Here is a 22,013-nt window from a genome sequence, read left to right on the forward strand (position 1 = left end):
ATCTATATTTATTAATGGTTTGAGAACCAGTTTAGCTTATCGCGTAACGCGACCACCCGACCGACAATAATCAGCGCCGGGCTTTCGACCTGTTTCGCCAGCTCGCCTAATTGCGCAAGAACGCCGCTGACCACGCGCTGCTTGACGGCCGTACCGTTTTCAACCAGCGCCACAGGCATATCGGCCTGCATACCAAACGCGATCAGCTTCTCCTGAATGGTTGCCGCCTGATTCAGCCCCATATAGAACACCAGCGTTTGTTTCTCCGCCGCCAGGTTTTCCCAGTCCAGCTCGCCGCCCGTTTTCAGGTGCCCGGTGACCAGACGCACGCTTTGCGCGTAGTCGCGGTGAGTCAGCGGAACGCCGGAATAAGCCGAGCACCCGGAGGCCGCGGTAATACCGGGAACAACCGAGAACGGAATACCGGCGTGGCACAGCGTTTCCAACTCTTCGCCGCCGCGACCGAAGATAAACGGATCGCCGCCTTTCAGACGCACCACGCGTTTGCCTTTCTGCGCTTCTCGCAGCAGGATCTGGTTAATCTCTTCCTGCGGAACGCAGTGATAGCCCGCGCGTTTGCCAACGAACACGCGGTCAGCGTCGCGGCGTACCAGATTCATAATATCGTCGGAGACCAGACGGTCATACACCACCACATCCGCCTGTTGGATCTGTTGTAACCCTTTCAGCGTCAGCAGCCCGGCGTCGCCAGGGCCCGCGCCCACCAGCACCACTTCACCACGGTGATCCAGCGGTTCGCTCAGCATCTGCTCGGTGATCTCCGACACCGCTTTCGCATCGGCATTCGCCAGCGACTGCGCGAGCCTGTCGTTGATGAACAGTTTTTCCCAGAAGCGACGGCGCTCGCCCATTGTGGCGAACTGCTTTTTCACCCGCGCGCGGAGCTGGCCGGCGTAATGCGCGACCTGGCCGAGGTGCTGGGGCAGCAAGGACTCCAGTTTCTCGCGCAGCAAGCGTGCGAGAACGGGCGAGGTGCCGCCGGAGGAGACCGCCACCATCAGCGGCGAACGGTCGATAATGGAGGGCATGATGAAACTGGCGGCTTTTGGCGCATCGACCACGTTGCAGAAAATGCGGCGTGATTCAGCGGCTTCGCTCACCTGCTGGTTCACGGCGTCATCATCGGTCGCGGCGATTGCCAGCCAGCATCCGTCGAGCAGGGATTCTTCGAATGCCCCTTCAACCAACGTCAACATGCCTTCATTTGCCCATACGGTGAACTGCGGAATAAACGCCAGCGCGTTGACCGTTAATCGAGCGCCTGCTTCCAGCAGTAACCGCGCTTTGCGTTCTGCGACATCGCCACCGCCGACGAGCAGACAGTCACGATTGCGTAATTGACAAAATATAGGCAAATGGTCCACGACATTACCTCTTAATTATTGGCAGTAGCTTCAGTTTGATTGATTTTTGCCGGAGCCGGACGCTCCGCTTTTGGCGTAGCATACCAATAACCTAATCCCATGAATACGACACCGGACAAAGTATTGCCGAGAGTCACCCACAGCAGGTTATGACCAATTCCCGCCAGCGTGTAGGCGTCGCCGTGATGGCCGAACCAGGAGAGGGCGAACAGCGTCATGTTGGCGACGGAGTGCTCGTAGCCGGACGCGATGAACGCCAGCAGACACCACCAGATAGCGAGGAATTTCGCCGCGCCTTCGGTACGAATCGCCATCCAGATCGCCAGGCAAACCAGCCAGTTGCACAGCGCGCCTTTAAAGAACAGTACCGTGGCGGGCGCGGTGGTTTTCGCCAGCGCAACCGTGTGAACGATGCTGGTATCGACCGGCAGCAGACTGCCGCCGCCCCAGCTATACAGCAGCGCGACGAACACGGAGCCCACCAGGTTGCCCAGCCAGGTTTGCGGCAGAATCGCCCACATCTGACCGTGGCTGATGGTGCCTGCTTTTACGCCGAGCGTCAGGAACATGGTGTGGCCGGTAAAGAGTTCAGAACCGGCGATGATCACCAGCGTTAAGGCGATGCCGAAGGTAGCGCCCATCACCAGCGGGCGAACGGAAGGGTCAAGCAGATTGCCGAGAGTGAAAATAAGAATGATGCCGAGACCGACGTAGGCGCCGGCCATTGCGGAACTCACCCAGAAACCGAGCGGATTATTTGCCGACAGGCGTGCAATGCGCGCAGCGTTAGCCGCACACTTGTTAATAGTGTCTGTAAACATTTGATTATCCTTGAAGTAAAAACAATAAAATTAAAAAAGAAATCGTAAAACCGTAGGTCGGATAAGGCATTTATGCCGCCATCCGGCGGTGTGTTTTGCCTGATGGCGCTGCGCTTATCAGGCCTACAAAGACGTCAAAAAGGGAGGCGTTGCACCTCCCCAAATTCATCAACCGCGCAGTTGCACCACGCCGTCTTTCACGCGAGCTTCGTAGTGCGCGACGGAATGGCTTTCATCTTCCATGCACAGACCGTCGCTCAGACGGAAACGCTGTTTTTTCAGCGGGCTGGCAACCCACAGTTCGCCCTGATGCTCGGCAATCAATCCGCGCGACAGCACGCTGGACTCAAAAAACGGGTCGATGTTGCTGATCGCGAACACCTGGTCACTGTGATATGGACGGAAAATGGCGACCTGCTTTTCGCCTAACAGCGCGCAGACGCCGGTTTCCGGCAGAATGTCATCGATTTTGCAGATGTTTTTCCACTGGCTCATGCGTTTTCCTCCACCAGAGTTACCGGAATGCGCTCGTACGGCGTTGCCGGACGATGCTGTTCACGCTCAGGCACCACCTGAACATTCGGGTCGCGCTTATCGCTGTTGATAAAGTGTCTGAAACGAACCTGCGCAGACGGTGTATTTACGGTCTCCGTCCACTCGCACACCACCGCTTCACGCAGGCGGGTCATCTCTTCTTCCAGATGTGCGTTCAGGCCCAGTTTGTCGTCGATGATGACCGACTTCAGGTAGTCGATACCGCCTTCCAGGTTATCTAACCACGGTGCGGTACGGGTCAGTTTGTCGGCGGTACGGATGTAGAACATCATGAAGCGGTCGAGGTATTTAACCAGCGTTTCGCGGTCGATATCCGCCGCCAGCAGGTCCGCATGACGCGGTTTCATCCCGCCGTTGCCGCAGACGTACAGGTTCCAGCCTTTTTCCGTGGCGATAATCCCCACGTCTTTACCCTGGGCTTCCGCACATTCACGGGTACAGCCGGAGACGCCAAATTTCATTTTGTGCGGGGTACGGATGCCTTTGTAGCGGTTTTCCAGCTCGACGCCGAAGCCGACGCTATCGCCCACGCCATAGCGGCACCAGGTGCTGCCCACGCAGGTTTTCGCCATACGCAGCGCTTTGGCATACGCGTGACCGGTTTCGAAGCCCGCTTCAATCAGCTGACGCCAGATTTCCGGCAGATCGTCTTTCTGCGCGCCGAACAGACCGATACGCTGAGAACCGGTAATTTTGGTGTACAGGTTAAACTCACGCGCGATGCGACCTACGGCCACCAGACCTTCCGGCGTGATTTCGCCGCCCGCAGAACGCGGGATCACGGAGTAGGTGCCGTCTTTCTGGATGTTCGCCAGGAAGTTGTCGTTGGTATCCTGTAGCGGGGTGTGCTGCGGCTTCAGAATGTATTCGTTCCAGCAGGAGGCCAGCAGAGAACCGACGGTCGGTTTACACACTTCGCAGCCGTAGCCTTTACCGTGTTTCGCCAGCAGTTCTTCAAAGGTTTTAATGCCTTCCACGCGGATGAGGTGGAACAGTTCCTGGCGCGAGTACGCAAAGTGCTCACACAGGTTGTTGTTCACCTCAATACCCTGTTTCGCCAGTTCGGCGTTCAGAACCTGAGTAACCAGCGGAATACAGCCGCCGCAGCCAGTACCGGCTTTGGTTTCCGCTTTCAGCGCCGCAACGGTGTGGCAGCCTTTGTTGATGGCGGCGACCAGCATCCCTTTGGTGACGTCAAAGCAGGAACAGATTTGCGCGCTGTCCGGCAGTTTATCAACGCCAATGGAAGGCTTACCGCTGCCAGAATGTGCCGGCAGGATCAGCGAGTCCGGGTTTTCCGGTAGTTCAATCGCGTTCAGCACCAGTTGCAGCAGGTTGCCGTAATCGCTGGTATCGCCCACCAGCACCGCGCCGAGCAGGGTTTTGTTGTCTTCGCTGACGATGAGGCGTTTGTAGACCTCTTTGCTTTCGTCGAGGTAAACGTAACTACGCGCTCCTGGCGTGCGGCCATGCGCATCGCCAATGCCGCCGACGTCCACGCCCAGCAGTTTCAGCTTGGCGCTGAGGTCTGCGCCTTCAAACGCGTTTTCAGTTTCGAGGATGTGGTCAACGGCAACCTGCGCCATTTTGTAGCCAGGCGCGACCAGACCGTACACGCGGTTGTTCCAGCTGGCGCATTCGCCAATCGCGTAGATATCCGGGTCAGACGTCTGGCAGGCGTCGTTAATCACGATACCGCCGCGCTGAGCGACGTCCAGGCCGCACTGGGTGGCCAGTTTGTCACGCGGGCGGATACCGGTAGAGAAAACGATGAAATCGACTTCCAGCTCGCTACCGTCGGCAAAACGCATGGTTTTACGCGCTTCGGTGCCCTCCTGAACGATCTCTTTGGTGTTTTTGCTGGTGTGTACGCGCACGCCCATGCTTTCGATTTTACGGCGTAGCTGCTCACCGCCCATCTGATCCAGCTGTTCTGCCATCAGCATGGGGGCAAATTCGATAACGTGGGTTTCGACGCCTAAGTTTTTCAGCGCGCCAGCGGCTTCCAGACCCAGCAGGCCGCCGCCGACCACCGCGCCGCGTTTGCTGCGACGGGCGCAGGCTTCAATGGCGTTGAGATCTTCAATGGTACGGTAAACAAAGCAGTCCTGGGTTTCGGAACCTTTAATTGGCGGGATCCACGGGTAGGAACCGGTCGCCATGATCAGTTTATCGTAATAAACCGTACGACCCGCGCTGGAGTGGATGACCTTCTCCTGACGGTTGATCGTAATAGCGCGTTCGCCGACCAGAACGTTAACGCCGTGCTTCTCATAAAAGCCTTCACGCACCAGAGACAGCTCTTCAGCGGTGTGGTGGGAGAAGTAGGAAGACAGGTGGACACGGTCGTATGCTTTGCGGGGTTCTTCACAGAACACGGTAATGTCAAAATTGGCAGCGTCGGATTTATCAAGAAGGTCCTCAATAAAGCGATGGCCGACCATACCATTACCGATAATAGCGAGTCTGACTTTGCTCATTTTTGCCTCGATTTCTTTTCTATTACTGCCTACCTTAACGATTCAGCAACCCCGCTTATTGATGTAAATCAAATTCGGCCTTATATACTCCTTAAGAGGTATATTGCTGATTTGTCAGCATTTTTATAAGTCACGGAATTGTCAGACATTTCGTTGTTGTGCAAATAACGTACAAAATGAGGGGTTATTAGCGTAAGAAGGTCTACCTCTAAAGAATGCGAGGTCTACGCCGTCAGGAGGAGGGGGGAATTGCGCGAAAAAGCAGGATTAAAAAGCCGGATGGCGGCTGACGCCTTATCCGGCCTACAAGTCATGCGTAGGCCCGGTAAGCTTGCGCCACCGGGCAAATCATCATCAGTGCGCTGCTGGCACGTTATGCTGGCGATGACGGGTAACAAACCCGAGGATAAAGCACATCACAAACACTACGGCATACAGACCGTTTGCGGTGAGCAACGCGGCCTGCGGGCCGCTGTGCGCCACGATTGGGCCTGTCACCACGAAGGTCAGCATGGTGCCAATGGTGCCGCAGGTCAGCACAAAGTTAACCAGCTTCGGCGACGGCACTTTGGTTTGCTGCGAACCCAGCGTAATGATTGAGGTGTAAATGGCGCTGGAGAAGAAGCCGAGCGTCAGAATAAACCACGCCATATGCTCCGGCTGGGCCTTAATGAACAGGTACATCAGCACCGTCGCCAGACCCGCCAGTACCGTCAGGATACGTTGCAGATCAAAGAAGCGCAGAATGAAGCTGAAGGCCCACATGCCGAACATGTACGACATCCAGAAATCGCTGACCAGCGTACCGGCGTCGTTCAGGCTCATGCCCAGACCTTTGGCGTATTCCGGCACCCAGGAGATGAAACCTAACTGACCGAGGATGTAGCACAGCGCGGCGATGGACAGGAACAGGACGCCAATGCCCCATTTCTCTTTTACCACCGGCGTTTCCGTTTTCGGCGCGTGTTTACCCAGCGCCGGAAATTCGCAGCCGAAGGTCAGGATGAAAATCGCCACGTAGACCAGACCGATGCAGGCGTATACCCAGTACCACTCAATGCTGCGCGCCAGCAGGTAAGCGGCGACCATCGGGAAGATCATCCCGGCCATACTGAAGAAGGAGTCGGTGAACAGCAGGCGAGAACCACGCTGACGGCCTTCATACATCTGGGTGATCAGGAAAGTACCGATCGACATGGTGATACCGCTCACCAGACCCAGTACAAACATTGCCGCAGAGAAAAGCGTCAGGCTATGGCTGAGCATCAGCCCGGCCACGGCCAGCACCATCAACACAAAGCCAAAACGCAGCTGCGTTTTCAGCGGGATAATTTCCATCAGCCAGGCATTCAGGAAAATAGAGATCAGGATACCGGCGTTAAGAAAGGTGAATGTGTTACTCATACTGGAAACGGGCAGGTTGAAGTACTCTGCAATGTTTCCCATCACCATCCCGGTGACAATTACCAACGCGCCTGTCAGGGCGTAGGAGAGAAAGCTAATCCATGTGAGCTTGATGCGATTGCTGTTAGTCATGACTGGCCTGTGTATAGAGGTGTAAAGCGCGTTGACAGCGCCGTGAGCGGGCAGATTTTAGGCGTTTTAGTGATATATTTAAATGTTTATTGGCAATTACTGTAAGCGTTACATTTTTTAACGTGACGGTGATCACATTAATATGCCGAAAAGCACAACAAAATCGTAAGGTTACATTTGTTTCAGATACGTAAAATTAGGTAAAGGGCTGGCCTGCTCCTTGAAGGCTCTTTAGAATCAATCTACTTGCTTTTGTTACTGCTCTCGTTAAGGAAATCTCATGCTCAAATCGACTCTGGCGGCTGTTGCAGCTGTTCTCGCTCTTTCTGCTCTCTCTCCTGTAGCGTTGGCAGCGAAAGGTGACCCACATGTTCTGCTGACGACCTCCGCCGGAAATATTGAACTGGAACTGAATAGCCAGAAAGCGCCAGTTTCAGTGCAAAACTTTGTCGATTATGTCAACAGCGGTTTCTATAACAACACCACGTTCCACCGTGTGATCCCCGGCTTTATGGTGCAGGGCGGCGGTTTTAACGAGCAGATGCAGCAAAAGAAACCTAACCCGCCGATCAAAAACGAAGCGGACAACGGGCTGCGCAACACCCGTGGCACCATTGCGATGGCGCGTACCGCAGATAAAGACAGCGCAACCAGCCAGTTCTTTATCAACGTTGCCGACAACGCCTTCCTGGATCACGGCCAGCGCGATTTTGGCTACGCCGTATTTGGTAAAGTTGTGAAAGGGATGGATGTCGCTGACAAAATCTCCCAGGTGCAGACGCACGATGTCGGCCCTTACCAAAATGTTCCTTCAAAACCGATAGTTATCCTTTCCGCCAAAGTCCTGCCGTAATGGCATTCTGCGCGGGCCAGCAATGCCCGCGCGATTCCTGACCTCTGCGTAACCTGAATTTGCTGCTTATACTTGTGGCAAGTGCAGGCACATTCAGGGAGGTCTCGTGAAAAAACTCACCGATAAACAAAAGTCTCGCCTCTGGGAACAACGACGAAATATCAATTTCCAGGAGAGTCGACGTCTGGAAGGGGTGGACATCCCGTTAGTTACCCTGACCGCCGAAGAAGCACTGGTGCGCCTGGCAGAATTAAGGAGGCACTATGAGCGATAAGTTTGGTGATGGACGCGACCCCTATCTGTATCCCGGCCTGAATATCATGCGTAACCGCTTAGGCATCCGGCAGGTTCAGCGTCTGGAGCAGGCGGCGTATGAACTGACCGCACTGCGTGCCGCGACGATTGAAGCTGGCCCCCTGGTGCGCGGACTGCCCCACCTGCGCGCCATTCATCGTCAGCTGTATCAGGATGTTTTTGACTGGGCCGGACAACTGCGCGAGGTCGATATATATCAGGGAGATACCCGTTTTTGCCATTTTGCCTACATCGAAAAAGAGGGCAACGCCCTGATGCAGGATCTGGAAGAAGAGGGGTATCTGGTCGGGCTGACGAAAGAGAAATTCGCCGATCGTCTGGCGCACTACTACTGTGAAATTAATGTGCTGCATCCTTTTCGCATCGGCAGCGGACTGGCGCAGCGCATCTTCTTTGAGCAACTGGCGCTCCACGCCGGTTATATCCTGAGCTGGAGCGGCATTCAGGTGGCCGAATGGAGCCAGGCGAACCAGAGCGGCGCAATGGGCGACCTGTCGGGATTACAGGCAATATTTCGTAAAGGGGTAAGCGAAGCCCAGGAAACTGAGTAGAATAGCGCGGTTCTTACGTACCGGAGCCGCCATGATTCTGCTGATCGACAACTATGATTCGTTTACCTGGAACCTTTATCAGTATTTCTGCGAACTGGGCGCTGATGTCCTGGTCAGGCGAAATGACGCGTTGACGCTGGCGCAAATTGACGCGCTGAATCCGCAAAAAATCGTGATCTCGCCGGGGCCCTGTACGCCGGATGACGCGGGCATCTCCCTGGCAGTAATCCGCCATTATGCCGGGCGCCTTCCCATGCTCGGCGTCTGTCTTGGACACCAGGCGATGGCGCAGGCCTTTGGTGCGACGATCGTGCGGGCGGCCAAAGTGATGCACGGTAAAACCTCTCCCGTCACCCATAACGGCCAGGGCGTTTTTCAGGGGCTATCGAACCCGCTCACCGTCACGCGCTATCACTCGCTGGTGATCGATCCTGCAACGCTTCCCGCCTGCTTTGACGTTACGGCCTGGAGCGACACGCAGGAAATAATGGGGATTCGCCACCGGGAGTGGGATCTGGAAGGGGTGCAGTTCCACCCGGAAAGTATTCTGAGCGAGCAGGGACATCAACTGCTGGCTAATTTCCTGTCGCGCTGATTTGTGGTTGCTATATAGTGATTTTTTATGCATATTTTATGACTGAAATTTCATTTAGCTGGATGGGCATAAGATGGCAACTGAACAAACTGCAATTACGCGCGCGACTTTCGATGAAGTTATCCTGCCGATTTATGCACCGGCAGAGTTTATTCCGGTAAAAGGCAAGGGCAGCCGGGTCTGGGATCAGCAGGGTAAAGAGTACGTTGATTTCGCGGGTGGGATTGCAGTTACCGCCTTAGGGCATTGCCATCCGGCGCTGGTGGAGGCGCTGAAAACGCAGGGTGAAACGCTGTGGCACACCAGCAACGTTTTTACTAACGAACCTGCGCTGCGTCTGGGGCGTAAGCTTATCGACGCGACCTTCGCCGAGCGCGTGCTGTTTATGAACTCCGGCACCGAAGCCAACGAAACCGCCTTCAAACTGGCGCGCCACTATGCCTGCGTGCGTCATAGCCCGTTTAAAACCAAAATCATCGCCTTCCATAACGCCTTTCATGGCCGCTCGCTGTTTACCGTTTCCGTTGGTGGTCAGCCGAAGTATTCCGACGGATTTGGCCCTAAACCGGCGGATATCATCCATGTTCCTTTCAACGATCTGCACGCGGTGAAAGCGGTGATGGATGACCATACCTGCGCGGTGGTGGTGGAGCCGATCCAGGGAGAAGGCGGCGTCACCGCCGCAACGCCAGCGTTTCTGCAAGGCCTGCGCGAGCTGTGCGATCGGCATCAGGCGCTGCTGGTGTTTGATGAAGTTCAGTGCGGTATGGGGCGCACCGGCGATCTGTTCGCCTATATGCACTACGGCGTGACACCGGATATTCTTACCAGTGCGAAAGCGCTGGGCGGCGGCTTCCCGGTCAGCGCTATGCTGACCACGCAGGAGATTGCGTCCGCGTTCCACGTTGGGTCGCACGGTTCCACCTACGGCGGCAATCCGTTGGCCTGCGCCGTTGCCGGGGCCGCGTTCGATATCATCAATACGTCTGACGTGCTGAGCGGCGTTCAGACTAAACGCGAGCGGTTTGTTCAGCATTTGCAGAAGATTGACGAGCAGTATGACATTTTCAGCGATATTCGCGGCATGGGGCTGTTGATTGGCGCGGAACTGAAGCCGCAGTACAAAGGCCGGGCGCGGGATTTCCTTTACGCTGGCGCGCATGAAGGCGTTATGGTGCTGAATGCCGGGCCGGATGTTATGCGCTTTGCTCCGTCGCTGGTGGTGGAAGAGGCGGATATTGACGAAGGGATGCAGCGTTTTGCGCAGGCGGTGGCGAAAGTGGCTGGCTGATTGCCGGATGGCGGCGCAAGCGCCTTATCCGGCCTACAAATCGCGTTTCCCCTGTAGGCCGGATAAGCGTAGCGCCATCCGGCAAACAACAAACAGCAAGCAACGTCAACCCTTCATATCCCGTAACCGGCGACTAAGCCAGATGCCGTGATGCGGGCGCTGGCGCCATGCCACTGACGAAATGGTGTGCATGGTATTCAGGTGCCCCAGCACGCGTTGCAGATGCTGTTCCAGCGTGCTGAGCGGCCCGTGGGAGAGCATCTCCGATGACTCCAGAATATTCACATCCCCGGAACCGCCCGGCGCGTCATACTCCAGCCGCTGCTGACAGCGCTGGAGCGCAATTTCGCAGGATTCCAGGTAGCGCTGCGCCAGATCTGGCGTCAGCATCGTATGCTCGCGCGCCAGCGTGGTCATGGCGTTGACGTGCTCAACGATAAACTGGCTGTGCGTTACCCACAGTTTCATATCTTCCAGATAGTGCGTGTTAAACCCCGGTTCCTGCATCGCCTGATTCAGCGAGTTAAACAGCGTATTGTGCTCCTGGTTCACCCGCATTCGCTGGTACGCCAGCGGCGTTGGCTGCGGGTCGTTGCTGAGGATCAGCCGAATGGCCTCCTGGTCCGCTTCCAGCGCGTCGTGGGCATTCTTACGCAAAAGGCCGCTTTGCCACTGCGGCCAGAGCCAGACCATCCCGCCAAAAGCAATCAGGCAACCAATGACCGTATCAATAAATCGCGGCACGATGAACTGTTCGCCGTTGAGCGTCAGCAGTTGCAGGGTATAGACCGCCGTCACCGTAAAGCCAACCGTCGCCCAGCCGTAGTTTTTGCGAATAGTCAGATAGCTCACCAGCGTAATGATCAGCATTAATGCCAGCGTGTAGCCTTCAGGAATGCGAAAGTGCAACGTGACGCCCGCCACCACCAGACCGGCCAGCGTACCCGCCGAACGGTGCAGAATGCGTACGCGCGTCGCGCCGTAGCCGTTTTGCGTGACGAACAGGATGGTCATCAAAATCCAGTACGGCTTGGGCAGATGTAAGGCGCTGCCCATCAGGCTGGCGATACTTAACATGACGCTGATTCGCCCGGCGTTGCGCAGCGCGGGCGATTTAAACGATAAATAGCTTTTCAGCGCGGGCAGCAGCGGCAGGCGACGCTGTTTATCAGCCATCAGGTCGCGTGCGTACAGCGGACGCTGAGTGCGTAATACGCGGGCAATACGGCTAAAGTGCCAGTAGCAAAACTGCCCGACAGGGTTTTCCGGGTGCTGATTGGCGATTTTTCCCAGCGCGCCAGTCTGCTTCTCCATCGAAAAACGGCTGGGCAGACGGTGATACAGAATATCATCCGCGATGATGCGCAGGCGGGCGGCGACGGTTTGCGCATTCCAGCGAATAACCTGTTCCGCGTGACTGCGCTCCACCAGCTTCTGAACCTCCTCTGGCTGATGCAAACTGACGGAGATATGCTCCTGTAAGTCCAGCGCTTCCTGGAAGGCGCGCAGCAGGCGCTTGTAGTCATTATTGTGCTGGGCCGACAGCATGTGCATCTGCTGGTAACACTGGGTAATGAGATCCACCGCTTTCTGCTGGCGCACCAGCAGAGGCGGCAGCGCTTTTTCTGGATCGATATGCTGCGTGAGCAGGCTGTATTTGGCCTCGCAATAGTCGGCCAGCTCGCGATACAGCAGGCTGAGCGACTCGCGCAGCGGCTGTTCGCGCCACAGCCAGAACCAGAACCAGTTAAACAGCCCATACCATAGCGTGCCGAGCGCGTAGATGAGCAGCGGCTCCCAGACCGGCATGTTCCCCGCCAGGCTTAGCGTGAAAATGGCGGCAATCAGTGAAGCGGGCAGCAGTCTTGCATGCAGCGGGCTGATTTCCGCCGTGACGCCGAGCAGCAGCGTCAGCCCGGTGAGGATCAGCGGCAGGGGGATGTCGCGCGCCAGCAGCAGTTGTGTAATCAGGCTGCATCCGGCAAACAGCGATCCGCCGATGATTAAGCGTTTGAAAAAGCGTTTATGCGGGGTATCAAGACCGGCAATGTTGCAGCAGGCGGGAACGAGCGAGAACAGCAGTCCCAGGTGCAACTGGCCGATGATCAGGCCGATAGCCACAGGCAGGCACAGCACCAGCGTTTGCCGTAGTGCGTAGTTGATCTCAGGATGGTAAATCAGTCTTCGCCACATCGGTGCAAACAAAAATGGCGCATTACCCGGTAATGCGCCATTCCGACGGGATTAACGTGTGCCGTAGACGACGATGGTCTTACCGTGAGCGGAGATCAGATTCTGATCTTCGAGCATTTTCAGAATACGCCCCACGGTTTCACGGGAGCAGCCAACGATCTGGCCGATCTCCTGACGGGTGATTTTGATCTGCATGCCATCCGGGTGAGTCATTGCGTCAGGTTGTTTCGCCAGGTTCAGCAGGGTCTGAGCGATACGGCCCGTTACGTCGAGGAAGGCGAGGTTACCGACTTTCTCAGATGTCACTTGCAGACGGCGAGCCATCTGGGAAGACAGGCGCATCAGAATATCCGGGTTTACCTGGATCAACTGACGGAATTTCTTGTAAGAAATTTCAGCGACTTCACAGGCCGTTTTGGCACGTACCCAGGCACTGCGTTCCTGACCTTCTTCAAACAGGCCCAGTTCGCCAATAAAATCGCCCTGATTCAGATAAGAAAGGATCATTTCTTTCCCTTCTTCATCTTTGATCAACACTGCCACTGAGCCTTTAACGATGTAGTACAACGTTTCCGCTTTTTCACCCTGGTGAATCAGCGTGCTCTTCGATGGGTACTTATGAATGTGGCAATGAGACAAGAACCATTCGAGAGTCGGGTCTGTTTGCGGTTTGCCAAGCACCATGCGCGGTTATCCTCTGTTATAAGCTGTCTCCAGAGCCAGAACACGACACTGCCTCTGGGTTTGCAAAAATAGGTTTCCCGAATTCCTGGGAAGGGGGCTGTCGAAAATGTACTGCAGCCTGAATGTGATGTCCTCTGCATACATGCAGTACGTCAATGTATTACTGTAGCATCCCGACTGTTTTAGCATAGCTTTCGCCGTGTGTCTCCTGGTGTCTCGCTTCAGCATGACGCAGGTCGCCTTCCGTTGCGAGATTTGTTATGTGCGCGTAATCTGTCAGGAAAATTGACACATTGGAGTTCCGAATATGCAAGCGCGTGTAAAGTGGGTTGAAGGGTTAACCTTTCTGGGAGAGTCTGCCTCCGGCCACCAGGTTTTAATGGATGGCAACTCCGGTGATAAAGCGCCAAGCCCGATGGAAATGGTGCTGATGGCCGCAGGCGGTTGTAGCGCAATCGACGTGGTTTCTATTTTGCAGAAAGGGCGTCAGGATGTGACGAACTGCGAAGTGAAGCTGACGTCCGAACGTCGTGAAGAAGCGCCGCGCCTGTTTACGCATATCAATCTGCATTTCATTGTGACCGGCAATGACCTGAAAGACGCGGCGGTTGCGCGGGCGGTCGATCTTTCGGCTGAGAAATATTGCTCAGTGGCGCTGATGCTGGAAAAAGCGGTGAATATTACCCATTCGTATGAAGTGATTGCGGCGTGATGCCGGTTGCCTGATGGCGCTACGCTTATCAGGCCTACGAATTCGCACCTTGTAGGCCGGATAAGGCGTTAGCCGCCATCCGGCAAACAGCGAACAGATTATTCGATTTTCTTCCCTTCCATCAGTCGCTGAACCAGCGGCAACATGATCAACTCCATCGCCAGCCCCATTTTGCCGCCCGGCACCACGAGCGTATTGATATGGGAAATAAACGACCCCTGCAACATCGCCAGCAGCCACGGGAAATCAATCCCTTCCAGATTTCTGAAATGAATGACCACAAAACTTTCGTCCAGCGAAGGAATGCCTTTCGCGGCGAAGGGATTGGAGGTGTCGACGGTGGGCACGCGCTGGAAGTTAATGTGGGTGCGGGAAAACTGCGGCGTAATGAAATTAATGTAGTCATCCATTGAGCGGACAACGGAATCCATCACCGCCTCGCGGGAGTGGCCGCGCTCGCTGGTATCGCGAATCAGCTTTTGAATCCACTCCAGGTTGACGATCGGCACTACGCCGACCAGCAGATCGACATGACGCGCGACATCATGCTGCGGCGTTACCACGCCGCCGTGCAGCCCTTCATAAAACAGCACATCGGTGGGTTCCGGCAGTGGTTGCCACGGGGTAAACGTCCCCGGCACCTGATTCCACGGCACGGCTTCATCGTAGGTATGAAGATACTTACGCGCCTGGCCTTTGCCCGTCTGTCCGTATTCAATAAAAGTTTGTTCCAGCAGACTGAAGTCGTTGGCTTCAGGGCCGAAATAGCTGATATGCCGCCCGGCGTCGCGCGCTTTGCGGATCGCCATGTCCATTTCGGGGCGTGTGTAACGATGAAAACTGTCGCCTTCCACCTCGGCTGCGCGCAGATTTAACTGCGCGAAAATTTTTCGAAACGCGAGGCTGGTGGTCGTGGTCCCCGCGCCGCTGGATCCTGTTACCGCAATCACCGGATGTTTGGCAGACATAACAACTCCATGAATCAACAAAAGTTTTAGTATAGTCGGCCGTCAGCGGCGGATTATTCGCGAAACTGTCCACGCGGCATAATATTGACCGTCTCGTGCAGCTCAGACCACACCAGAACAGCTTCTCCGCACTGTAGCTGTCGTTTGACGTCGGCGACCTTTTGCTCAAGCGAACGTTCATGTTCACCATAATCGGTGCCTTCACGCAACACAAAGCTTTCGATCAAATTGTCCAGCGTCTCAGAAGACAGCTCTTGCCAGGGGATCATCATGATGACGCCTCCAGATACGTTGTCAGCCAGTCGGGAATCCGCGACTCCAGCCACATTTCCGGGCGACGCAGCGTCCCGCCGATAAATCCAACATGCCCGCCATGCTCGGTGAGCTGATACTCCACCAGCGGCGGCAGATTTTCCGGTTTCGGGATCACATGATGATCCATAAACGGATCGTCTTTCGCGTGGATGATGAGCGTCGGTTTGGCGATCTGGTTGAGCATCGGCATGGCGCTACACTGACGATAATAGTCTATCGCGTCGGCAAAGCCGTGAATTTTCGCGGTGATCAGATCGTCAAATTCACGGAGCCGACGCACGGATTTGAGCTGCGCCAGATTAATCGGCAGTGTGCCGGGGTATGCCGCCAGCTTGCGCGCGGCGTTGGCCTTTAGCAGATTGAGCAGATAGCGCTGATAAACGCGGGAAAACCCTTTTTCCATATGATAGCTGCACGCTTCCAGCACAAAGGGGGCGGAAACGATGACCGCCGCGTCAATCGGGATCTCGCGGCCTTCTTTCGCCAGCAGACACGCCAGCATATTTCCGCCAAGCGAATAGCCGACGGCGGCGGTGGGGACGGCGCCAAACTCACGCTGTAGCCAGTGTAAAAACCAGGTGCCGTCTTCCGTTTCGCCGGAGTGATAAATGCGGTTCAGCCGGTTCGGTTCGCCGCTACAGCCGCGAAAGTGCATGACCACGCCCAGCCAGCCACGCTTTTGCGCCGCTTCAATCAGCCCGTGTGCGTACGGGCTGTTCAGGCTGCCTTCCAGGCCGTGAAAAACCACCAGACGCGGTTTGTGCTTCGCGTGCTGCGGATCTTCACTCCAGGCCAGATCGATAAAATCGCCGTCCGGTAATTCCAGACGTTGCCAGTGCGCATCGAACTTCACCTTGCGGCGGATGAGTCGCGGCAGCATGGTTTGCAGGTGGCGGTTGCGGATACCGCGCATTGGCACGAACTCCGCACTATCGTGACCGGTGATATCAAGGTCGGGGGAGGTTATTTGAGTCATAAATTATGCGATGTTTTTTTAAATCTGCCGCCTACTATACCGTCACTTTCCCCTGGTGTTTATGAAAATGAGGCAGGGGGAGCGGATTTACACCTTCCTGACGCTGATCTTAATCACAATTCATTACTCAAATTATTACTCTCAGGCTAATGATTCCTCTCTACGCTTAATTGATGACTTTCTCACCAGGGCGCACACTCTTTCCAGTGTTAAGCAATCAAAATGATTAGCTGAATCAGGAGGTTAATAATGTTATCTGGGCAAACGCCAGCACGAGTCTGGAACACGCGCCGCACCGAGAAGCAGCGGCGTCTGGCTTCTGTTCCGGTGCAGGGCAAGGTGCTGCCAACCGCAGACCTGACCGCAATGCTGGAAAAACTGATCGCGCCGGGTGACCGCGTGGTATTAGAAGGGAATAACCAGAAGCAGGCAGATTTCCTGTCCCGCATGCTGGCGGAGGTCAACCCGCAGATAGTGCATGACCTGCATATGATCATGCCAAGCGTTGGGCGCAGCGAGCATCTCGATATCTTCGAAAAGGGTATCGCCCGCAAGCTGGACTTCTCTTTTTCCGGCACCCAAAGTCTGCGCATCTCGCAACTGCTGGAAGATGGCCTGCTGGAAATTGGCGCCATCCACACCTACATTGAGCTTTATTCCCGTCTTTACGTCGACCTGGCGCCAAACGTGGCGCTGATTGCCGGTTACAAAGCTGACCGCAAAGGCAACCTCTACACCGGGCCGAGTACCGAAGATACCCCGGCGCTGGTGGAAGCCGCCGCATTCCACGATGGCATCGTTATCGTACAGGTGAATGAGCTGGTGGACGACGAGTGCGACTTGCCGCGCGTCGATATTCCGGGCTCGTGGATCGACTACGTGGTGGTGGCCGACAAACCGTTCTTTATCGAACCGCTGTTCACTCGCGACCCGCGCCTGATCAAACAGGAACATATCCTGATGGCGATGATGGCCATTAAAGGCATCTACGCAGAGCATCAGGTGCAGTCGCTGAACCACGGTATCGGCTTCAACACCGCCGCTATTGAACTGCTGCTGCCCACCTGGGGCGAGCAACTCGGTCTGCGCGGCAAAATCTGTAAACACTGGACGCTGAACCCGCATCCGACGCTGATCCCGGCGATTGAAAGCGGCTGGGTGGAAAGCGTGCACTGCTTCGGCGGCGAGCTGGGGATGGAGGAGTACATCCGCGCCCGTCCTGACGTGTTCTTTACCGGCGCCGACGGCTCCATGCGTTCTAACCGCGCCTTCTGTCAGCTGGCGGGTCAGTACGCGGTCGATATGTTTATCGGCTCCACGTTGCAGGTTGATGGCCTGGCTAACTCCTCAACGGTGACTCGTGGTCGTCTGTCCGGCTTCGGCGGCGCGCCAAACATGGGCCACGACCCGCACGGTCGCCGTCACGCTACCCCGGCCTGGCTGAACATGATCACCGAACCTGACCCCATGCAGCGCGGTAAAAAACTGGTGGTGCAGATGGTGGAAACTTTCCAGGCGGGCGTGAAACCGACCTTCGTGGAAAAACTGGACGCGGTTGACGTGGCGAAAGCCTCCGGTATGCCGTTGGCGCCGGTGATGATCTACGGCGACGACGTGACCCACGTTCTGACCGAAGAAGGTATCGCTTACCTCTACCGGGCGGACAGTCTGGAGGAGCGCCGCGCGATGGTTGCGGCGGTGGCCGGTATCACCGACATCGGTCTGGGCGTAGACGCCCGGCGCGTCGCCGAACTGCGTCAGAACGGCAAGGTGGTTTACCCGGAAGATATGGGCATTCGTCGTACCGACGCCACCCGTTCTCTGCTGGCGGCCGGCAGCGTTGCCGACCTGGTGGAATGGTCCGGGGGGCTCTACAACCCACCTGCGAAATTTCGGAGCTGGTAATGAAACTTCTGCCCCGGATTCAGGTTGAAGGCGGTGCCGAATGGCTGGCGCGAACCGCCACGCAGTGTCTGATCGACGAAGCACGATTAAGCCCGAAGCCCGGTCTGGTGGACAGTCGGGGGAACGGCGCGCACCACGATTTATCGCTTGCGCTGATGGAGCGCTCGGCGCACAGCCTGACCTCCACGTTTCAGGCGCTGGCGCAACAAAGCTGGCGGCGTCCGGCTGATATTGCGCTCAGACAAACCATAGGGCGACTCGGTCGCGAAGGCGAGCAGCAGATGATGGCGGCAACGGGCGGCGTGAACACCCACCGTGGCGCGATTTGGGCGCTGGGGCTGTTGGTGAGCGCCGTGGCGATGCACGGCGGCGTGGGTAGGGCGCAGCAGGTGACGGCAACCGCTGCTGAACTGGCAAAACTGCCGGATGACGCCGCGCCGAAAGTCTTCAGTAAAGGGCTGCGCGCCACGCACCGTTATCGCGTACCGGGCGCCAGAGAAGAAGCGCAGCAGGCGTTTCCACACATTATGCAGCGTGCGCTGCCGCAGCTTCGGCTAAGCCGACAGAACGGCAGCAGCGAAATGCACGCCCGGCTGGATGCGCTGATGGCCATCATGACCTCGCTGACCGACACCTGCGTACTTTCTCGCGCCGGGATGGAGGGGCTGGATGCCATGCAGCACGGCGCGCGCGCCGTTCTCCATGCGGGCGGCAGCGCGCACCCGGCAGGGGCGCAAGCGCTGGCCCGTTTAGACCGTCAGATGCTGGCGCTGAATGCCTCGCCGGGCGGCGCGGCGGACTTGCTCGCCGCCACCCTGTATCTCGATCGCGTCGAAACGTCTTATTCAAAGCATTAAGAGGATGTTATGGAAAAAATCACATTGACCGTGCCAGCCAGCCGCGCGTTACGCGGCAGGGCGCTGGCAGGGGTTGTCGGCTCCGGGGATATGGAGGTGTTATTCACCGCCGACCAGGGCCAGACGTTAACCATTGATATCACCACTTCCGTCGATAACAGCCGCAGCCGCTGGGAAGCGCTGTTTACCCGTCTGCAAACGGTCAGCAGCCTGCCGGCAGGCAAACTGACCATCCACGACTTCGGCGCGACGCCGGGCGTAGCGCGCATTCGTATCGAACAGGTATTTGAAGAGGTGAGCTATGCGTGATGACCGCAGTTTTATCGAATTAAAAGCGCGTCAGCGCGCCCATGCGCTGCTGGATGAAGGCAGCTACCGCGAACTGCTCGATCCGTTTGAAGGCGTGATGTCGCCGTGGCTGGGCGCGCAGGGCATCGTGCCGCAGGCCGATGACGGCATGGTCGTGGCGAAAGGCACTATTAACGGCAAACCGGCGGTGGTTGTGGCGATTGAGGGCGCATTCCAGGGCGGCAGTATGGGCGAAGTGTCCGGCGCTAAAATGGCGGCGGCGCTGGAGCTGGCGGCGGAAGATAACCGTAATGGCATTCCGACGCAGGCGGTGTTGAGTCTGGAAACCGGCGGCGTGCGTTTGCAGGAAGCCAACCTCGGCCTGGCGGCGATTGCCGACATCCACGCGGCGATTGTTGACCTGCGTCGTTACACCCCGGTGGTCGGCATTGTGGCCGGGACTGTCGGCTGCTTCGGCGGGATGTCTATCGCCGCTGCGTTGTGTAGCTATCTGATTGTCACCCGCGAAGCGCGTCTGGGTCTGAACGGCCCGCAGGTTATCGAACAGGAAGCCGGGATTGAAGAGTATGACTCCCGTGACCGCCCGTTTATCTGGAGCATGACCGGTGGCGAAGTGCGCTATCAAAGCGGGCTGGTGGATGCGCTGGTTGGCGATGGCGTCAACGCGGTGAAAGCGGCGATGAACGATGCGCTGGCGAAAGGCGTTCCGGCAAAACACCGCACCGATAACTACGACGATTATCTGAACCGTCTGAGCCATTTCGACACCCGCAAACAGGCCGATTCAGAACAGATTAACGCGCTCTTTGCCCGGGAGGTGAAATGATGAGTAACGCAATAAGCCGTGGCGAGTTATGGCTGCAAGCCCTCGTACCGAACGCCAGGCGGCTCGAAGGGCTGTGCCCCTCCGTGCAGGCCGCAGACGGTGAACTGAACGGTGAAACGGCGCGCTTTATCGCGGTAGTGCCGGATGCTAACAACCATTACCCACGCGCCGCAAAAGGCGAGGTTGGTCTGCTGGAAGGCTGGACGCTTGCAAAAGTGGTCAGCGAAACCGTGGCTGCCGATGCTGATAACACTGTTAAGCGCCCGATCGTGGCGGTGATTGATGTGCCCAGCCAGGCCTACGGTCGCCGTGAAGAGGGATTTGGTATTCACCAGGCGCTGGCCGGTGCGGCAGCGGCGTATGCCAATGCGCGTCTGGCAGGACATCCGGTGATTGGCCTTATTGTCGGCAAGGCGATGTCCGGCGCGTTTCTGGCGCACGGTTATCAGGCCAACCGTCTGATTGCCTTCAACGACAAAGGCGTGCTGATCCACGCGATGGGCAAAGAGTCTGCGGCACGTATCACCCTGCGTACCGTTGAGTCGCTGGAAAAACTGGCGGCCACTATTCCGCCGATGGCGTACGACATCAGTAACTACGCCACGCTGGGACTGCTCTCCAGTCTGCTGGATATCAGTAATCCAGATGCTCCTTCGGCAAACGATCTGACGTTGGTGACAGCCACTCTGCAACAGGCCATCAGCGATGCTCGTCAGGAGCCGACGCTGAAAAACCGTCTGGGTGCTGACAATCGTCGTAGTTCTGCTCTTGTACGCGAACGCATGCGGGCGAGCTGGTAAGTAAAAGAGACCTGCCAGATGCATAACCCCACGGGCGCGCCCGTTGCGTCCGTGAGGCGACCTGCATCCTGAAAATAATAATCATCGCGTCCGTACTAACTCTTTTATTCATTACAGGTGATTTATGACTTACGTGATTGTTCATGCTCTTGCACCGATTTTTGTCATCATGTTGCTGGGGTTCTGGGCCGGGAAGGCCAAAATGGTTGATAACAAGAATGTTTCCCTGCTCAACATTTTCGTCATGGATTTTGCACTCCCCGCTGCGCTGTTTAGCGCCACGGTACAAACGCCCTGGACGGGTATTGTCGCGCAGTCGCCGCTGATTCTGGTGCTGACGCTGGCGATGTGGATCACCTACGCCGCTATCTATTTTCTGGCAACGAAGGTATTTAAAAAATCACCGCAGGATGCGGCCGTGCTGACCCTGACCGTCGCTCTGCCAAACTATGCCGCGCTTGGCCTGCCGATTCTCGGTAGCGTGCTGGGCGAAGGGCCGTCAACGTCGCTCTCCGTCGCGGTTTCCATCGCCTGCGGTTCTGTGCTGATGACGCCGTTCTGCCTGCTGATTCTGGAGCGTGAGAAAGCGCGTGCGGAAGGCGGTAACTCAGGTTCTACTCTGTCTATGCTGCCGGTGCTGATGTGGCGTTCAATCAAGAAACCGATCGTGATGGGGCCGCTGCTGGGGGTTATTCTCTCCGCTATCGGTATCAAGATGCCGGAGCTGGTGCTGGCGGCGATCAAACCGCTGGGCCTGTCCGCCACTGCGGCGGCGCTGTTCCTGACCGGGGTGATTCTTTCTGCGCGTAAGTTGCAGATCAACACGATGGTTATTACCTCCACCATTGCCAAGCTGCTGATTCAACCGGCGATTGCCTGGGGGATCGTGCTGATTTTCGGTCTGCATGGCTCGGTGGCGATCACCGCTATCCTGATGATTGCGCTGTCTGCCGGTTTCTTCGGCGTGGTGTTCGGTAATCGCTTTGGCGTGCAGTCGCCGGATGCAGAAGCCGTGCTGCTGTTAAGCTCGGTCCTGTGTATCCTGTCGCTGCCGTTGTTTATCTCGCTGACTTCAGGACTCTAAAG

Annotated in this window: 22 protein-coding genes; 12 read left to right on the forward strand and 10 right to left on the reverse strand. The window is 56.6% G+C overall.

Features of this window, described 5'->3' with window-relative positions:
• Positions 1-11 precede the first annotated feature (11 nt).
• The 5 genes from cysG to tsgA all read right to left on the reverse strand — a co-directional run bounded on the left by cysG (position 12) and on the right by tsgA (position 6,777).
• Positions 12-1,385 carry a siroheme synthase CysG gene (cysG, locus tag FD428_RS01735; RefSeq protein WP_101744207.1) on the reverse strand — a complete coding sequence of 458 codons (1,374 nt, stop codon included), beginning with the start codon at positions 1,383-1,385 and terminating at the stop codon, positions 12-14.
• A gap of 11 nt (positions 1,386-1,396) precedes the next feature.
• Positions 1,397-2,206 carry a nitrite transporter NirC gene (gene nirC / locus FD428_RS01740; RefSeq protein WP_012135477.1) on the reverse strand — a complete coding sequence of 270 codons (810 nt, stop codon included), beginning with the start codon at positions 2,204-2,206 and terminating at the stop codon, positions 1,397-1,399.
• A gap of 168 nt (positions 2,207-2,374) precedes the next feature.
• Complete coding sequence (gene nirD / locus FD428_RS01745) at positions 2,375-2,701, reverse strand: nitrite reductase small subunit NirD (RefSeq protein WP_012135476.1); 327 nt, start codon at positions 2,699-2,701, stop codon at positions 2,375-2,377.
• The gene (gene nirB, locus FD428_RS01750; RefSeq protein ID WP_112001459.1) at positions 2,698-5,241 is read right to left on the reverse strand and encodes an NADPH-nitrite reductase large subunit; all 2,544 of its coding nucleotides are present in this window, start codon (positions 5,239-5,241) and stop codon (positions 2,698-2,700) included. The genes nirD and nirB overlap by 4 nt, the downstream gene beginning before the upstream one ends.
• Positions 5,242-5,595: 354 nt before the next feature.
• Positions 5,596-6,777: an MFS transporter TsgA gene (gene tsgA / locus FD428_RS01755; protein ID WP_114848052.1), complete on the reverse strand. Its 1,182-nt coding sequence runs from the start codon at positions 6,775-6,777 to the stop codon at positions 5,596-5,598.
• 280 nt (positions 6,778-7,057) lie between these two features.
• Here tsgA and ppiA point away from each other — a divergent pair, with 280 nt between their 5' ends.
• The 5 genes from ppiA (at position 7,058) to FD428_RS01780 (ending at position 10,382) form a co-directional block, all read left to right on the forward strand.
• On the forward strand, positions 7,058-7,630 hold the full coding sequence (gene ppiA, locus FD428_RS01760) for a peptidylprolyl isomerase A (RefSeq protein WP_012135471.1): 573 nt from the start codon (positions 7,058-7,060) through the stop codon (positions 7,628-7,630).
• 106 nt (positions 7,631-7,736) lie between these two features.
• Positions 7,737-7,904: a YhfG family protein gene (locus tag FD428_RS01765; protein WP_012135470.1), complete on the forward strand. Its 168-nt coding sequence runs from the start codon at positions 7,737-7,739 to the stop codon at positions 7,902-7,904.
• The gene (locus tag FD428_RS01770) at positions 7,894-8,496 is read left to right on the forward strand and encodes a putative adenosine monophosphate-protein transferase Fic (protein WP_047460753.1); all 603 of its coding nucleotides are present in this window, start codon (positions 7,894-7,896) and stop codon (positions 8,494-8,496) included. Before FD428_RS01765 ends, FD428_RS01770 begins: the two co-directional genes overlap by 11 nt.
• A 31-nt stretch (positions 8,497-8,527) precedes the next feature.
• Entirely contained in the window at positions 8,528-9,091 is a 564-nt protein-coding gene (gene pabA / locus FD428_RS01775; protein ID WP_012135468.1) for an aminodeoxychorismate synthase component 2, read from the forward strand.
• A 73-nt stretch (positions 9,092-9,164) separates the two neighbouring features.
• Positions 9,165-10,382 carry an aspartate aminotransferase family protein gene (locus FD428_RS01780; RefSeq protein ID WP_012135466.1) on the forward strand — a complete coding sequence of 406 codons (1,218 nt, stop codon included), beginning with the start codon at positions 9,165-9,167 and terminating at the stop codon, positions 10,380-10,382.
• A 105-nt stretch (positions 10,383-10,487) separates the two neighbouring features.
• Here the strand turns inward: FD428_RS01780 and FD428_RS01785 are convergent, their stop codons facing one another.
• Together FD428_RS01785 and crp are read right to left on the reverse strand one after the other, a co-directional pair.
• Positions 10,488-12,575 (reverse strand): YccS/YhfK family putative transporter, encoded by a 2,088-nt coding sequence (locus tag FD428_RS01785; protein ID WP_114848050.1) that lies wholly within the window; start codon positions 12,573-12,575, stop codon positions 10,488-10,490.
• 51 nt (positions 12,576-12,626) lie between these two features.
• On the reverse strand, positions 12,627-13,259 hold the full coding sequence (gene crp / locus FD428_RS01790; protein ID WP_000242758.1) for a cAMP-activated global transcriptional regulator CRP: 633 nt from the start codon (positions 13,257-13,259) through the stop codon (positions 12,627-12,629).
• Between the two features lie 307 nt (positions 13,260-13,566).
• Between crp and FD428_RS01795 the strand changes: the two genes are divergently transcribed.
• The gene (locus tag FD428_RS01795) at positions 13,567-13,971 is read left to right on the forward strand and encodes an OsmC family protein (RefSeq protein WP_012135462.1); all 405 of its coding nucleotides are present in this window, start codon (positions 13,567-13,569) and stop codon (positions 13,969-13,971) included.
• A gap of 98 nt (positions 13,972-14,069) precedes the next feature.
• Here the strand turns inward: FD428_RS01795 and FD428_RS01800 are convergent, their stop codons facing one another.
• Genes FD428_RS01800 through FD428_RS01810 form a run of 3 tightly spaced genes read right to left on the reverse strand, consistent with a single transcriptional unit; the run spans position 14,070 to position 16,230 of the window.
• The gene (locus FD428_RS01800; RefSeq protein ID WP_012135460.1) at positions 14,070-14,939 is read right to left on the reverse strand and encodes a phosphoribulokinase; all 870 of its coding nucleotides are present in this window, start codon (positions 14,937-14,939) and stop codon (positions 14,070-14,072) included.
• A 53-nt stretch (positions 14,940-14,992) separates the two neighbouring features.
• On the reverse strand, positions 14,993-15,211 hold the full coding sequence (locus FD428_RS01805) for a YheU family protein (protein ID WP_047460774.1): 219 nt from the start codon (positions 15,209-15,211) through the stop codon (positions 14,993-14,995).
• Positions 15,208-16,230: a hydrolase gene (locus FD428_RS01810; protein ID WP_012135458.1), complete on the reverse strand. Its 1,023-nt coding sequence runs from the start codon at positions 16,228-16,230 to the stop codon at positions 15,208-15,210. Before FD428_RS01810 ends, FD428_RS01805 begins: the two co-directional genes overlap by 4 nt.
• Positions 16,231-16,479: 249 nt before the next feature.
• On the opposite strand from FD428_RS01810, the gene mdcA reads away from it, so the two are divergent.
• From mdcA to FD428_RS01840, 6 genes are all read left to right on the forward strand, one after another.
• Positions 16,480-18,135: a malonate decarboxylase subunit alpha gene (gene mdcA / locus FD428_RS01815; RefSeq protein ID WP_114848049.1), complete on the forward strand. Its 1,656-nt coding sequence runs from the start codon at positions 16,480-16,482 to the stop codon at positions 18,133-18,135.
• Positions 18,135-18,992: a triphosphoribosyl-dephospho-CoA synthase gene (locus tag FD428_RS01820; RefSeq protein WP_114848048.1), complete on the forward strand. Its 858-nt coding sequence runs from the start codon at positions 18,135-18,137 to the stop codon at positions 18,990-18,992. Before mdcA ends, FD428_RS01820 begins: the two co-directional genes overlap by 1 nt.
• Positions 18,993-19,001: 9 nt before the next feature.
• A complete protein-coding gene (gene mdcC / locus FD428_RS01825; RefSeq protein ID WP_047460783.1) occupies positions 19,002-19,301 on the forward strand; it encodes a malonate decarboxylase acyl carrier protein in 300 nt (99 codons plus the stop codon).
• Positions 19,294-20,127, forward strand: a complete 834-nt coding sequence (locus FD428_RS01830; RefSeq protein WP_012135453.1) for a biotin-independent malonate decarboxylase subunit beta — start codon at positions 19,294-19,296, stop codon at positions 20,125-20,127. Before mdcC ends, FD428_RS01830 begins: the two co-directional genes overlap by 8 nt.
• A complete protein-coding gene (gene mdcE / locus FD428_RS01835) occupies positions 20,127-20,927 on the forward strand; it encodes a biotin-independent malonate decarboxylase subunit gamma (RefSeq protein ID WP_101744221.1) in 801 nt (266 codons plus the stop codon). The genes FD428_RS01830 and mdcE overlap by 1 nt, the downstream gene beginning before the upstream one ends.
• Before the next feature lie 124 nt (positions 20,928-21,051).
• Positions 21,052-22,011: an AEC family transporter gene (locus FD428_RS01840; protein WP_047460789.1), complete on the forward strand. Its 960-nt coding sequence runs from the start codon at positions 21,052-21,054 to the stop codon at positions 22,009-22,011.
• Positions 22,012-22,013: the final 2 nt, after the last annotated feature.

The organism is Citrobacter sp. TBCP-5362, assembly GCF_005406305.1.
Lineage (GTDB): Bacteria > Pseudomonadota > Gammaproteobacteria > Enterobacterales > Enterobacteriaceae > Citrobacter_B > Citrobacter_B koseri.

Bases quoted from the DNA above. Each gene is read 5' to 3' on its own strand.
- FD428_RS01795 (WP_012135462.1), top strand. From the start codon at position 13,567: ATGCAAGCGCGTGTAAAGTGGGTTGAAGGGTTAACCTTTCTGGGAGAG.
- mdcE (WP_101744221.1), top strand. From the start codon at position 20,127: ATGAGTAACGCAATAAGCCGTGGCGAGTTATGGCTGCAAGCCCTCGTA.
- FD428_RS01785 (WP_114848050.1), bottom strand. From the start codon at position 12,575: ATGTGGCGAAGACTGATTTACCATCCTGAGATCAACTACGCACTACGG.
- FD428_RS01805 (WP_047460774.1), bottom strand. From the start codon at position 15,211: ATGATGATCCCCTGGCAAGAGCTGTCTTCTGAGACGCTGGACAATTTG.
- FD428_RS01840 (WP_047460789.1), top strand. From the start codon at position 21,052: ATGACTTACGTGATTGTTCATGCTCTTGCACCGATTTTTGTCATCATG.
- tsgA (WP_114848052.1), bottom strand. From the start codon at position 6,777: ATGACTAACAGCAATCGCATCAAGCTCACATGGATTAGCTTTCTCTCC.
- nirD (WP_012135476.1), bottom strand. From the start codon at position 2,701: ATGAGCCAGTGGAAAAACATCTGCAAAATCGATGACATTCTGCCGGAA.
- nirB (WP_112001459.1), bottom strand. From the start codon at position 5,241: ATGAGCAAAGTCAGACTCGCTATTATCGGTAATGGTATGGTCGGCCAT.
- FD428_RS01800 (WP_012135460.1), bottom strand. From the start codon at position 14,939: ATGTCTGCCAAACATCCGGTGATTGCGGTAACAGGATCCAGCGGCGCG.
- pabA (WP_012135468.1), top strand. From the start codon at position 8,528: ATGATTCTGCTGATCGACAACTATGATTCGTTTACCTGGAACCTTTAT.
- crp (WP_000242758.1), bottom strand. From the start codon at position 13,259: ATGGTGCTTGGCAAACCGCAAACAGACCCGACTCTCGAATGGTTCTTG.
- FD428_RS01770 (WP_047460753.1), top strand. From the start codon at position 7,894: ATGAGCGATAAGTTTGGTGATGGACGCGACCCCTATCTGTATCCCGGC.
- FD428_RS01830 (WP_012135453.1), top strand. From the start codon at position 19,294: ATGCGTGATGACCGCAGTTTTATCGAATTAAAAGCGCGTCAGCGCGCC.
- mdcA (WP_114848049.1), top strand. From the start codon at position 16,480: ATGTTATCTGGGCAAACGCCAGCACGAGTCTGGAACACGCGCCGCACC.
- mdcC (WP_047460783.1), top strand. From the start codon at position 19,002: ATGGAAAAAATCACATTGACCGTGCCAGCCAGCCGCGCGTTACGCGGC.
- nirC (WP_012135477.1), bottom strand. From the start codon at position 2,206: ATGTTTACAGACACTATTAACAAGTGTGCGGCTAACGCTGCGCGCATT.
- FD428_RS01780 (WP_012135466.1), top strand. From the start codon at position 9,165: ATGGCAACTGAACAAACTGCAATTACGCGCGCGACTTTCGATGAAGTT.
- FD428_RS01820 (WP_114848048.1), top strand. From the start codon at position 18,135: ATGAAACTTCTGCCCCGGATTCAGGTTGAAGGCGGTGCCGAATGGCTG.
- ppiA (WP_012135471.1), top strand. From the start codon at position 7,058: ATGCTCAAATCGACTCTGGCGGCTGTTGCAGCTGTTCTCGCTCTTTCT.
- FD428_RS01810 (WP_012135458.1), bottom strand. From the start codon at position 16,230: ATGACTCAAATAACCTCCCCCGACCTTGATATCACCGGTCACGATAGT.